Here is a 12,727-nt window from a genome sequence, read left to right as displayed (position 1 = left end):
AGATTTTTCAATAGAAATATTGACCACAGAGTGATTTTTAAGCGATCACGAGGGATTCCTTTGGCGTAGATTAAAAAAGCTAAATTGCGTATCCCCGTTGCTCTTGAGCAATACAAAACTTAATGATTAGAAATCATGATTATTTGCTTAATAGACTGTGATAGCAAGCTGGCTTCAATCGTTCAATACACAAAGCCTGGAATGCTGAAGCATTTCATCTCTGTCATGTTGATCCCATGTCTAGCTTTTCAATCTTTATGGTCAGCACTGACTGCTTATGACTGTGACAAACCTAATTCGATTTAACAATTTACGGGGCGATATATTTGGCGGTGTTACTGCCGCAATCGTTTCGTTGCCCTTAGCCCTGGCTTTCGGCGTGGCCTCGGGTATTGGCCCGATCGGAGGCCTCTATGGTGCTATCTGTGTAGGTTTTTTTGCAGCCCTCTTTGGCGGCACTCCAACCCTAATTTCAGAACCAACGGGGCCGATGACGGTGGTCATGACCTCGGTTGTGGCAGGTCTAACGGCCCAAAACCCTGAAAATGGGTTAGCCATGGCCTTTACAGTGGTGATGTTGGCCGGTTTATTCCAAATTATTTTTGGAATTTTTAGACTCGGAAAATATGTCACCCTGATGCCCTACAGCGTCATTTCAGGCTTCATGTCTGGGATTGGGGTAATCCTAATCATTTTGCAAATTCCCCCCTTCTTGGGCCAAGCCGCTCCGAAGGGTGGGGTGCTGGGAACGGTGTTGGCGATTCCTGAGCTATTGAGCAAAATAGCTCCCGCAGAGGCCATTCTAGGGGCCCTGACGCTGGCGATCATTTTCTTGATGCCCAAAAAGCTGAAGAAGCTTGTACCGCCGCAGTTGGTCGCGTTGGTCGTTGGCACGGTTATTTCATTGACGGTGTTCAAAGACGCGGAAATTCGCCGCATCATTGATGTGGGGCAAATTCCGATGGGCTTGCCGCAATTGCGCTTGCCAATGTTCACCCCAGATCAACTCACAACCATGTTGGTGGATGGTGTGATGTTGGGAATGCTGGGTTGCATTGACACATTGCTAACGGCGGTGGTGGCTGATAGCTTGACCCGGACAGAACACAAGTCTGATAAGGAATTGATTGGCCAAGGTATTGGCAACATTGTTTCTGGCCTATGCGGTGGTTTACCCGGCGCAGGGGCAACGATGGGCACGGTGGTGAACATCCAAACCGGGGCAACCACGGCGGTCTCAGGCCTGACAAGGGCCCTGGTGCTGTTGGTGGTTGTGCTGGGGGCGGCTCGCTTCACGGAGCCGGTACCAATGGCGGTGCTGGCAGGGATTGCCCTGAAAGTGGGGATCGACATTTTGGACTGGAGCTTCCTGAAGCGATCGCACGTGGTGTCCGTCAGAGGCTCGCTGATTATGTACGGCGTGCTGCTGCTGACTGTGTTTGTGGATCTGATTGTGGCTGTGGGCGTGGGTGTGTTTATCGCCAACATCTTGACGATCGAACGCCTGAGCGAACTGCAATCACAAGAGGTGAAGTTAATCACAGACACCGATGATGATGTGCGCCTAACGGACGAGCAAAAGCGGTTGTTGGATCGGGGACAGGGCCGAGTTCTGCTGTTCTATCTCAGTGGGCCGATGATCTTTGGTTTATCCAAAGCGATCGCTCGGGAGCATAACGCCATGCATGAGGGAGATGCATTGGTGATGGATCTCAGCGATGTGCCTTTGCTGGGGGTAACGGCTTCCTTGGCGATCGAGAATGCAATCCGCGATGCCCATGATCGAGGTTTGCAGATCTATATCGTCGGAGCCAGCGAGAAGATCCAGCGTCGTTTGCAACGGTTGGGCCTGATGGATCTGGTCTTGGCGGAACATCTGATCGACGATCGGACCGCGGCCCTCAAAGCTGCCGTTGCCTCAGTTCAAAGCCCCGAGCCGACTTTAGCCTAAGTTTGGCCGGAATCGTTAGGCTAGGAAAAACAGCGATTCCCCGCTCTCCCCCTGCTTTTCCAGCCCACTCAGTCCCTATGAGCCGTTCATGATTCGTGGGCAGGCCCACCACCTGCCCACCCTTAGCTCCCAGTTGGAGTGATTGTTCTTAAACTTCGCAACCAAATCCATGTTCTTACAGGAAACCCTGGCGGCTTTCATCACGCGGATGGATGGCATCGCTCCAAGCAATTTTGTTCCCTTGTTTGGGCCCCTGCTGGCCACCGCCGAAGCTGAAAACTCCCCGATCGTTTTGGCTGGCGTGCTGTTGTCTTTGGTGATCATTTATTTGTCCAGCAAACTTGGCTCAGAAGTGGCCAAGCGATTGGACTTTCCGCCCGTTTTGGGCGAACTGGTTGCCGGGGTGATCGTTGGGGTGTCGGCACTGCACCTGATCGTGTTCCCGGAAGGGGGCTTGACGGCCAATGACTCGATCGTGATGCAGGCCCTCAGCCTGATTAACACCCTCACGCCCGAAGCCGTCACGGATATCTTTAGCTCCCAAAGCGAAGTCATTTCCGTGCTGGCGGAATTGGGCGTGATTGTATTGCTGTTTGAAATCGGCCTGGAATCCGACCTGCGGCAACTCAAAGAAGTGGGCATTCAGGCCACTGTTGTAGCCTGCGTTGGAGTTGTTGTTCCCTTTGTTGCGGGCACTGCGGGGCTGATGACTATTTTTGGTGTGCCCGCCATTCCCGCCATCTTTGCGGGTGCGGCCCTCACCGCCACCAGCATCGGGATTACCTCCAAAGTCCTGTCGGAGTTGAACCAGCTCAAATCCAAGGAAGGACAAATTATCGTCGGCGCGGCGGTGATTGATGATGTGCTGGGAATCGTGGTTTTGGCCGTGGTGGCCAGCCTGGCCAAGACTGGCGAAATTGACACCGGCAACGTGATCTATTTGATTGTTAGCTCCACGGTGTTTCTGTTTGGCTCCATTTTCCTGGGCGGTGTATTTAACAAGTTTTTTGTGAAGACCGTCGAAACGCTGAAAACACGCGGCAACATCGTGATTCCGGCCTTTATTTTTGCCTTCTTCATGGCGTTTTTAGGCAACGCAATTCATTTGGAAGCCATCTTGGGAGCCTTTGCTGCTGGGTTGGTGTTGGATGAAAGCGATGCCCGCAATGAGCTGGATGAATTGGTGAAGCCGATCGCGGATTTGCTGGTGCCCATTTTCTTTGTGACGGTCGGGGCCCGCGCCGATTTGGGTGTTCTGAACCCGGCCGTTCCCGAAAACCGGGCCGGCCTGCTGATTGCCGTGTTCTTGGTGGCTGTGGCGATCGTGGGCAAGTTGGTGACCGGCTGGGCCGTGTTTGGGCAACCGGGCATTAACCGCCTGGCGATCGGGGTGGGCATGATTCCCCGGGGCGAAGTGGGTCTGGTGTTTGCGGGCATCGGTTCCGCCAGTGGTGTGTTGAGCAAGCCCCTGGAAGTGTCGATCATCATCATGGTGATCTTGACCACCTTCCTGGCTCCGCCGTTCTTGCGAGTGGCCTTTGGGCAGCAGGAATCGAGCACCAGCGAATCAACCCCCTAGGGATTTTTTCAGCGATTCGCCCAGTTCTCGAAATTCTCTAAGCAACAATTGCCACTGATCACCATCGATTGCAATTGATTGCTCATCATCAAACTGGATCACCGTCGGGGGCCTTGGCTCCCGATTTTTTTTGCTTGGCCTTGGCTTTTCTGTTGGCTTTTGGGATCGATGATTGGGGCGATCGGGCGTTGGGCAATCCCTCACTTTTTCCAAAATCTGGTAGATTCAGGCAGTCGAACAATGAGTCCTAAGCCGTTATGACCTATTGCCTTGGCATTGTTACCCAGGAAGGATTGGTGATGGCCGCCGATTCGCGCACTAATGCCGGTGTTGATAATGTTTCCACTTATAAAAAGTTATTTGACTTTTCTTTGCCAGGCGATCGGGTGGTTGTTGTTTGCACCTCCGGGAATTTATCTCTCACGCAATCGGTTATTAGTCATCTTGAACAGGATTTAAAAAATCAAGCCAGCATCACGCTCCACTCCCTCACCAGCATGTATGACCTGGCCCATTATGTGGGTCAAACCCTCCGCAAAATTCACCAAGAACATTCTGAGTGGCTGCGGAAAGACAATGTGGATTTTTCGGGAAATCTGCTCTTGGGGGGACAAATTCGCGATGAAGGCCCCCAGCTATTTTTGATTTATAACCAAGGCAATTTTATCCATGCCACGGTAGAAACCCCATTTCTGCAAATTGGGGAAACTAAGTATGGAAAGCCCATTCTCGATCGCACCGTCAGCTTCAACACGCCCCTCAACTCAGCGGCCAAGTGTGCCTTGCTTTCCCTAGACTCCACCATGAAGTCCAATATTTCCGTTGGCCCCCCGATCAACATGGTGATGTATCGCAAAGACTCCTTTGAAATTCGCCATCGGCTGCGGCTACCGGCGGGCGATCCCTACTTGACCAAAGTGGGGCAAGAATGGGCTGCTTCTTTGCGCAAGGCCTTTGATCAAATGCCCGATTTAGAGTGGGAACATACCAACTAACCCAACTCATCACAACTCATTCTCATCACAACTCATCGAAGACAAGGGGCTTAAGCCCCTTGTTACCACGACTGGCTCCGCAACTTTGACCCAATGTATTAAGCCTGTCGCGCTACTAGGTAAAGTTAAGCGCTGGGAAATTGGTTGCGAATCACCACCTCTGAAAGGGGCAATTGGCCACCCCGTTCCCGCGCCGGTTGCACGGCCTTGCCTACCGTAATCATCATGCCAATTAGATGATCGGCCGGGAGCTGAATAATGTCAGCAACCGCCTGGGGATCAAAACCAATCATTGGACAGGTATCGTAGCCCATGGCTTTGGCAGCCAACATCAAGGTTTGGGCCGCAATTCCACAGGAACGCATCGCTTCATCCCGTTGCAGGGCCTCGCTTCCCTCATAGAACTGAATAATCATCGGCACCAATTGTTGGCGAACTGCTTCGGGGGCGTTTTGCCAATAGCGTTCCGGTTGCTGTTGCCAAGCGTTCAAATTTCCACACAACAACACCAACAGGGACGCATCGGTCACTTGGGCTTGATTCCAAGAGGCGGCCCGAATTTGTTGGCGCAATTCGGGATCATCCACAATCACAAATCGCCAATTTTGAATATTGAACGATGTGGGCGAGAGCAACACATGCTCCATCAGGGTCTGAATTTCCGCTTCAGACATTTGATGATTGGGGTCGTAATGCTTGACGGCGCGACGTTGCTGAATAGCGGTCAGGGTATCCATAAGCTGTCCTGAATGGGGTGAATCGACTCAATTGAAGGGAAAGCTGCGGGTCGCCAAGGCCATGGGCCGCCTCCTAGCGACTTTGGCCCAAGCTCAGGGTGGGGAAATCAAATCGGGGAACGAAACCGACGAAAATTTCTCCTCACCCTGCGTTAAGTTTAGTAACATTGCCCGCAACTGCGACGAAGAGGAGAAACACCGTGAATCTGATTCCCGAAGACATTAAGCCCTATCTGAATTTGTTTCACCCGATTTTGATGTGGGTGTTGTTGGGTCTGACGGTTTATGCGCTGTATTTGGGAGTCCAGGCCCGTCGGACTCGGACAGCGGAGGCGGAGGTGCGCAAGGAGCTGATTAAAAGGAAGTTTGCCAATCGTCACTACCAAATCGGCTCGTTGATTTTGGCGCTGATGGTGTTGGGGACGATCGGGGGGATGGCAGCGACCTATATCAATAACAACAAGCTGTTTGTGGGGCCGCATCTGTTGGCGGGCTTGGGGATGACGGGGCTGATTGCTGTGTCGGCGGCCCTTTCGCCGTTGATGCAAAAGGGTCAAGATTGGGCCCGCTATGCCCACATTGGTTTGAATGTGGCAATTGTGGGACTGTTTGGCTGGCAGGCGGTTTCAGGAATGGATATTTTCCAGCGCATTTTGCAGAACTTTTAGGTGCGGGTTGCTGACGGAAGACAGAGTGCCGTTGATGAACCCTATGGATCCTGTGTAGGCGGCCGGTGCGATCGCGCCGGTTTTTTTGGGCCCCGGCTCCGGGGCCGATCGAGACCGGGTGGCCACCAATTTGGAGGCCGGCTCCCCCCTGCCCGTCCGGGCGATCGCAACGTTACCATGGCCAAATTGGGCCCAAACTTGCGCCACCTGCGTTGAAGGGCGTTTAAGGGCGATCGCCTCGCCCGGGGCCGCAGCACCTTCATCCGTTGTTAATACAGCATCGATATCAACCATGCCACAAACGTTTTATGTGAACCCGACCAGCGGTAATGACAGCGCTGATGGATCCCAGGGTGCGCCGCTGAAGACCATTGCGGCGGCCCTGCGCAAAACCCAAGCGGGCGATCGGGTGCAATTGGCTGCGGGAACTTACAGCAGCACCAGCGGCGAAGAATTTCCGCTGACGGTTCCTTCGGGGGTGACCGTGGTGGGCAACGAAGGCACGAAGGGCAGCGGCGTTCTGGTGCGGGGCAGTGGTCGCTATGTTAGCCCCACCTTTGCGGGTCAAAATGTCCTTTTTTTGTTAACGGACGATGCCCATCTGCGGGGGGTGACGGCGACTAATCCGGAAACGCGGGGAACGGCGGCTTGGGTGGAGTCGGCTCGCCCCACGATCGCCAACAACACGTTTGTGAACTCCAACCGAGAAGGGGTGTTCGTCAGCGGCTCCAGTGTGCCCCTGGTGGAAGGAAATTTGTTTGAAACCAACTCCGGTAATGGCTTGTCGATCGACCGGAACTCCAGCGGCACAATTCGCGGCAACACCTTCCGAAATACGGGATTTGGGATTGCGGTGGGGGGCAATGCCAGCCCCACCATTAGCGGCAATGTGATTACGGGGAACCGTAGCGGCGTGGTGGCTTCCCAAACGGCCCGCCCCATTTTGCGCAACAACACGATCGAGAACAATCGAGATGACGGCCTGACGGTGATCAATCAGGCCTTGCCGGACTTGGGCAGCGCCGGACAGCCGGGGAATAATGTGTTTCGGGCGAATGGCAAGTACGACATTCAGAACGCCACCACGAATACGATCATGGCCGTTGGGAACCAGATTGGAACGGTGTTGGGGGCTGTGTCCTCGTCCGGTTCGGTGTCGCCATCGCCCACGCCTGTGCCAATTCCGTCTCCCGACCCCACGCCCACGCCCACGCCCACCCCGATTCCCGTGCCCACCCCGATCGATGACTTGAAGGGCCACTGGGCAGAGGCGTTTATTCGGGCTTTGATCAGCCAGGGAGTGGTGAAGGGGTTTGAAGATGGCTCTTTTCGGCCCAATAACAAGTTGACGCGGGCGGAATATGCGGCGCTGGTGGTGAAGGCGTTCGATCGCCCCCTGGTCAAACCTCCCATTGGTTTTAGTGATGTGCCAGCGGGTTTTTGGGCGATCGGGGCGATCGCCAAGGCCAGCCAAATGGGCTTCATTTCCGGTTTCCCCGACAACAGCTTTCGCCCGGGCCAGAACTTGACCCGCACCCAAGCCCTGTTGTCGATTACCAATGGCTTGGGCCTGTCGGGTGGATCGCTGAATCTGTTGGGGAATTTTGCCGATCGCGCGCAGATCCCCAGCTACGCCACCAACCCGATCGCGACGGCCACCGCCAATCGCTTGGTGGTGAATTATCCCCAACTGAACGCCCTGCGCCCCCTGGAAGACATCACCCGCGCTGAAGTGGCCGCCTTGATCTATCAAGCACGGGTGTTGCTGAACCAAGCGCCGGCCCTCACATCGCCCTACATTGTGCAGCCCGATACGAAGTTGCCGGCCTTTACGGACACGCGCAACCACTGGGCAGAACCGTTCATCGAGGCCTTGGCCAATCGGGGGCTAATCGGGGGCTTCCCCGATGGATCCTTCCGGCCCGATGCCACCATGACCCGTGCTCAGTTTGCCAGCGCGATCGCCAAGGTCTTTAATCCACCGGCCGAGCGACCGGGCAAAACGTTTACGGACGTGAGTTCCAGTTTCTGGGGCAATGCGGCGATTCAGCAGGCCTACCGGGCAGGCTTCATGTCTGGCACGTCGGAAACCACCTTCAGCCCCGATGCCACCTTGCAAAAGGTGCAAATTGCCGTGGCCCTGGCCAGTGGCTTGGATTGGCCGGACGGCACGGAGGCGGATTTGGCTCCCCTAAGCGATCGAGAAGCGGTGGCCAAGTGGGCCCGGCCCAAGGTGGCTGCCGTTTTGAAGCGCAAGGCGTTGGTCAGTTACCCCAGTGCCAATACCTTTGCTCCCGAACGGTTTGCGACGCGGGCGGAGGTGGCGGCCATGTTGTACCAGGCCCTGCGCGATCGGGATGGATCTTTAACGGCCATTAATTCTCCCTACGTTCTTTCGGCTTAGGCCGATCGGGGGGGAGGGGAAGGGATCCTCGATCCCCCCGCAACGCCACAGCCCAGAAATCCCGTTCAGAAATCCAGCCCAGTAATCCAGCCCAACAATCCAGCAAAGCAACGTCGGTGAATCCTGCCATGACTCGGGACTATGACCTGATTGGTTACGGTGATGAAGTGCCAGGGGTTCTGGCCCTGGTGGCGGCGGCCCGAGAATATCGGGCCCGATCGGGCGGTCAGCAACTCAAAACCCTGCTGCTCACGGCCGGTGACACCAGCTATGGCGTGGGTGGCCACCTGATCCGGGGGCAACTGTGCTACCTAGACCGCACCCATTTGGCCCCCAAGCTCCGGGAACAATATGGCATGGGTCTCTATGGCGATCCCGCCAGCCTCTATCAAGAGTTCTTGCAGCGATCGGGCGTGGTGGAAGTGGGCCTCGATTGGCGCAAGGGCGATCGGGCCCTGCGGGAAATGCTGCTGGAAGCGGGCGTGGATATTGTTGATCAGGCAAAAATCGCCCGCGTCCAAAAAACGGGCGATCGGCTCCTGTCCATCACCACCGATGACGGCGATACCTTCCAAGCCAAGCAGTTCATCGATTCCACCGTGAATGCGGGTCTCTTGCAAAGGGCCCGAGGCCTCACCGTCCGAGGCTTTGGCACCTTGGGGCTACCGGAGTCGGCCCTGCCGGTTTCGCTGGTTTTCGAGACCCAGGGCCTCACCGTAGACTTCCTGCGCCGGGCCGAAGCGGGTTGGATTCAACGATTCTGTAATCCCAAGGATGCCGAAGCCCAAAAATATCTCTCGATCGCAGCCGGTGGCGATCCCAAGCGCGTGCAGTGGTTCATCTCCCGAATGCAGGATAGTGCCGGCCGACCAATGACCATGGTGGTTGGCCCCGACTACATCGATGTGCGCTGCCATGTGTTATCGGTGCTCTATCACGCCTATCGCGGGACTGCCTGGAATTTGGAGCAAACCAAATTTGTCCTCGACTCACCGAACATTGCTGTGTTGCCGGGCGGGCGCATGTCCTGGAACGCGCTGCTTTGTTTTGTGACCGCCAACGAAGCGGAAGCCTTGGCCCAAAATGCCGGTCTGCCCACCGCCCGGATGCAGCAGGAGGTGGATCACGTGAGTCGGTGGCTCAAGAGCTTTGGGCAACAAATCACCGTGACCCCGGCCCATGAACTATACATCCGCTATGCGGGCAGCATGGTGGATCCGATTCACCCGTTTTCCGGGGCCCAAATGCTGGCGGGCGGTTTGCCCACCCGTGAGGCCCTGGGCACCTTCTGCTACAAGTTCGATGTGCGGGGCGGCATCCCTGGCCTGGGCAAAAAAGCACTGGCTAAAAATCACAAGAGTTTGCAATTTTTGGCGGAACCTGTACCGGTGTTTAACTACGGCATTCGCCACGCCATTTCCAAATCCGTGCCCAATGTGGCGGTGGTGAGTCCGGCTTCTGGTTATTTCGGCATTGCCCCGGCGGCCGGGCGGATTGTGGAGTTGAATGCGGGGGTGGGCCAAGGTCTGGGGATTGCGGCAGCGATCGCCATTCAAGGGGGGCGAAACCTGGCCGATATGACCAACGTGGAAGTCAATCAGGTTTTGAAAACGCGGGGACAGTTGCCGACCATTTACGGAATTGGGCAGGCCCTCTCCCAAAAGTTTGCAGACTTTGAAAAGGACATGTTTCCTGATCCGTTGCCGATTCCGCAGCCCGATCCGATCGATGATCTGTCCGATCACTGGGCAAAGGGATTCATTCAGATCCTGCGCGATCGCAAGGTGATGGGGGGCTATGAAGACGGCTCCTTCCGCCCCAACAACACCATCAGCCGGGCGGAGTTCTCGGCGGTGTTGGGCCGGGCGTTTGATTTACCCCTGCGGCGGGCGGAGCGAGCGTTTGTGGATGTGCCCAGCAACCATTGGGCCCATGGGGCGGTGCAAAAGGCCTGGCGCATGGGATTCTTAACGGGCTATCAGGGCGATCGCTTCTTGCCCAATGCGGAAATTCGGCGCGGCGATGCCATGACCGCCCTGGTGAATGGTTTGGGGTTACCGGCGGGCGATCTGAAACTGCTGGGGCTATACCAAGACCGGGCCACCATTCCCAGCTACGCAACGGGGGCGATCGCCACGGCCACGGAGCGGCGCATGGTGGTGAACTATCCTCAAAAACGCCAGATTCGGGCCCAAGATCCCCTCACTCGGGGAGAGTTGGCCACCCTGATTCACCAGGCCCTGGCGGCGCGGGGGGCAGTTCCGCCGCTGAACTCCGAGCACATTGTGCAGCCGATCGACCCTAGCACCCTGCCCCTGTTTGCGGATTTGGAAGGGCATTGGGCCCGGCATTTTGTGGAAGCCTTCGCGATCGAGGGTTGGATCAGCGGCTACAAAGACGGCAGCTTTCGCCCCAATGACCCCATGACCCGGGCCCAATTTGCCGTGCTGGTGACTGCCGCCATCAAACCCCTGGCCCGCCGATCCGCCAAGACATTTCGGGATGTGCCCCGAGGCCACTGGGCCGATCGCGCCATTGAGCAGGCCTATGCGGCTGAGTTTCTTTCGGGTATGGGGGCCGATCAATTCCAGCCCGATGGCCCCCTCAAGCGACTGCAAGTGGCCGTGGCCTTGGTGAGCGGGTTGCAGTGGGCCGATGAAGCCGTGGCGGTGCTCGATAGTTTGAGCGATCGCGCTGCCATTCCCACTTGGGCCCAACCCAAGGTAGCCACCGCCCTGCGTCGTCGGTTGCTGGTGAATTATCCCGATCCCCAACGATTTGACCCCGATCGCACCGCAACCCGGGCGGAAGTCGTCGTCATGCTTTACCAAGCCCTGGTCGCCAGCGGCCGGCTCAAGCCCCTGAACTCCGACATGATCAGCCAACCTGCTCCCCTGCCCACTTGAGATCTCATCGGCTCCCCCTTGGCAATTGGGGTGATTTTGGCAACATGGGGGTGCAAACCCGATCAAAATTCCCATGCCTTTCCAAGCCATTCCCCGTCGCCTCAAGCTCTGGCGCAGCCAGCGGCGCTCCAAGCTATTTAGCATTCCCGCGCAAATCTTGTCGCCCGCCGTTTTTCCTTGGACCCAGGACGGAGCCGAAGACTTCTTTGCCGAAGAACCCGGCAGTACTCCGGGAACATTGCGGATTGACCCCGATGCCGCTCCGTCGGAGTTAATCGCCATCGATTACAGTCGCACCCACTGGGAACGGCAACTTTTGGCCGCCCCCACTGACTGTGAACCCCTGCTCGACTCCGGATCGGTCACTTGGTTGGATGTGCAAGGGCTGGGTTCTGAGGACGTGTTGCGCCAGTTGGGACAAGTGTTTCGCCTCCATGCCCTCACCCTGGAAGACATTGCCAATGTGCCCCAACGGCCCAAGGTGGAATTTGAGGACGATCGGATTTTGGTGTTGGTGCATATGTTGTCGCCCAGGGGCAAAGGGGGCGGTTATTTTACAGAACAAGTCAGCCTTTTATTGGGCAGTAATTATGTTGTGACCGTGCAAGAAGAATCGGAGCACGATGCCCTAGAACCCGTGCGAGAACGCCTGCGAACCGATCGGGGAATTATTCGACGCATGGGATCCGATTATTTGCTATGTGCCCTTTTGGATGCGATCGTGGATGGGTGCTATCCCGCCATGGATTATTACGGTCAGGAAATTGAACGATTGGAATGCGCCATTTTGTTTGAACCCGATCGCAAACTAATGCGCGAAATTTATATGATTGAGCGTGATTTATTGACCCTGCGGCGTTGGATGGCTCCCCAAACCCACGCGATCGCCCTGTTGATGCGTGAACAACATCCCCTGATCACTCAAGATGTGCGGGCCTATTTACAGGAATGTTATGAACATGCAACGGATATTTTGGATGTAGTCACGCTCTATCAAGAATTGACCGTGAACTTGATGAATTTATACATGTCCGCTGTTAGCAACCGCATGAATGAAATCATGAAGGTGTTAACCATTGTTTCGGCAATTTTTATTCCCCTTACCTTTTTGGCGGGGATCTATGGCATGAATTTCAACACCGAAACTTCGCCTTGGAATATGCCAGAGCTGAATTGGCGCTATGGCTATCTTGTCTGTTGGTTAGTGATGATTGTCACTGCCTGTGGGTTGGTGCTGTATTTTTGGCGAAGAGGCTGGTTTAAGAATTCTTTTTAAGGCCTTGGTGGGTGCTGTTGATTGTGGTCACTGAGAGGATGTCTGAAAAGCCAAAATTGCTACTCTGTATGCTCCAGCGATCAACGCAAACAAGGGGCTTAAGCCCCTTGCCCCCACGATAATTGATGCTTGGCCCGTACTGAAAGATGCTTCTCAGACATCCGCTGACTGTGACCGCTCGGGCCATGGGAAAATCTGGGTTAAGGGTGAT

General features: G+C 55.7%; 9 protein-coding genes. 7 read left to right on the top strand and 2 right to left on the bottom strand.

Annotated elements, in window-relative coordinates:
• Positions 1-277: 277 nt before the first annotated feature.
• From bicA to AC2IAX_RS00740, 3 genes are all read left to right on the top strand, one after another.
• On the top strand, positions 278-1,951 hold the full coding sequence (bicA, locus tag AC2IAX_RS00750; RefSeq protein WP_494388894.1) for a bicarbonate transporter BicA: 1,674 nt from the start codon (positions 278-280) through the stop codon (positions 1,949-1,951).
• 208 nt (positions 1,952-2,159) lie between these two features.
• The gene (locus tag AC2IAX_RS00745) at positions 2,160-3,530 is read left to right on the top strand and encodes a cation:proton antiporter (protein WP_494390452.1); all 1,371 of its coding nucleotides are present in this window, start codon (positions 2,160-2,162) and stop codon (positions 3,528-3,530) included.
• Positions 3,531-3,787: 257 nt separating this feature from the next.
• The gene (locus tag AC2IAX_RS00740) at positions 3,788-4,525 is read left to right on the top strand and encodes a proteasome-type protease (protein ID WP_494388893.1); all 738 of its coding nucleotides are present in this window, start codon (positions 3,788-3,790) and stop codon (positions 4,523-4,525) included.
• 125 nt (positions 4,526-4,650) lie between these two features.
• On the opposite strand, the gene AC2IAX_RS00735 is transcribed toward AC2IAX_RS00740, so the two are convergent.
• Complete coding sequence (locus AC2IAX_RS00735; protein ID WP_494388892.1) at positions 4,651-5,262, bottom strand: nitroreductase family protein; 612 nt, start codon at positions 5,260-5,262, stop codon at positions 4,651-4,653.
• A 257-nt stretch (positions 5,263-5,519) separates the two neighbouring features.
• Here AC2IAX_RS00735 and AC2IAX_RS00730 point away from each other — a divergent pair, with 257 nt between their 5' ends.
• A complete protein-coding gene (locus AC2IAX_RS00730; protein WP_494390451.1) occupies positions 5,520-5,930 on the top strand; it encodes a DUF4079 domain-containing protein in 411 nt (136 codons plus the stop codon).
• Here the strand turns inward: AC2IAX_RS00730 and AC2IAX_RS00725 are convergent.
• Positions 5,889-6,224, bottom strand: a complete 336-nt coding sequence (locus AC2IAX_RS00725) for a hypothetical protein (protein ID WP_494388891.1) — start codon at positions 6,222-6,224, stop codon at positions 5,889-5,891. The genes AC2IAX_RS00730 and AC2IAX_RS00725 overlap by 42 nt on opposite strands.
• On the opposite strand from AC2IAX_RS00725, the gene AC2IAX_RS00720 reads away from it, so the two are divergent.
• The 3 genes from AC2IAX_RS00720 to corA all read left to right on the top strand — a co-directional run bounded on the left by AC2IAX_RS00720 (position 6,223) and on the right by corA (position 12,516).
• Positions 6,223-8,334 carry an S-layer homology domain-containing protein gene (locus AC2IAX_RS00720; RefSeq protein ID WP_494388890.1) on the top strand — a complete coding sequence of 704 codons (2,112 nt, stop codon included), beginning with the start codon at positions 6,223-6,225 and terminating at the stop codon, positions 8,332-8,334. The two genes, AC2IAX_RS00725 and AC2IAX_RS00720, sit on opposite strands and share 2 nt — an antisense overlap.
• Before the next feature lie 128 nt (positions 8,335-8,462).
• The gene (locus AC2IAX_RS00715) at positions 8,463-11,240 is read left to right on the top strand and encodes an S-layer homology domain-containing protein (protein ID WP_494388889.1); all 2,778 of its coding nucleotides are present in this window, start codon (positions 8,463-8,465) and stop codon (positions 11,238-11,240) included.
• Positions 11,241-11,313: 73 nt separating this feature from the next.
• Complete coding sequence (gene corA / locus AC2IAX_RS00710; protein WP_494388888.1) at positions 11,314-12,516, top strand: magnesium/cobalt transporter CorA; 1,203 nt, start codon at positions 11,314-11,316, stop codon at positions 12,514-12,516.
• Positions 12,517-12,727 lie beyond the last annotated feature (211 nt).

It is taken from the genome of Limnothrix sp. HT2024, assembly GCF_059138625.1.
Note: the sequence above shows the minus strand (reverse complement) of the source record. Positions and strands in the feature narration are given on the sequence as shown.

What these genes read in the sequence shown, in the direction of transcription:
- AC2IAX_RS00720 (WP_494388890.1), top strand. Translation starts at nt 6,223, where the DNA reads ATGCCACAAACGTTTTATGTGAACCCGACCAGCGGTAATGACAGCGCT.
- corA (WP_494388888.1), top strand. Translation starts at nt 11,314, where the DNA reads ATGCCTTTCCAAGCCATTCCCCGTCGCCTCAAGCTCTGGCGCAGCCAG.
- AC2IAX_RS00715 (WP_494388889.1), top strand. Translation starts at nt 8,463, where the DNA reads ATGACTCGGGACTATGACCTGATTGGTTACGGTGATGAAGTGCCAGGG.
- bicA (WP_494388894.1), top strand. Translation starts at nt 278, where the DNA reads ATGACTGTGACAAACCTAATTCGATTTAACAATTTACGGGGCGATATA.
- AC2IAX_RS00745 (WP_494390452.1), top strand. Translation starts at nt 2,160, where the DNA reads ATGGATGGCATCGCTCCAAGCAATTTTGTTCCCTTGTTTGGGCCCCTG.
- AC2IAX_RS00735 (WP_494388892.1), bottom strand. Translation starts at nt 5,262, where the DNA reads ATGGATACCCTGACCGCTATTCAGCAACGTCGCGCCGTCAAGCATTAC.
- AC2IAX_RS00740 (WP_494388893.1), top strand. Translation starts at nt 3,788, where the DNA reads ATGACCTATTGCCTTGGCATTGTTACCCAGGAAGGATTGGTGATGGCC.
- AC2IAX_RS00725 (WP_494388891.1), bottom strand. Translation starts at nt 6,224, where the DNA reads ATGGTTGATATCGATGCTGTATTAACAACGGATGAAGGTGCTGCGGCC.
- AC2IAX_RS00730 (WP_494390451.1), top strand. Translation starts at nt 5,520, where the DNA reads ATGTGGGTGTTGTTGGGTCTGACGGTTTATGCGCTGTATTTGGGAGTC.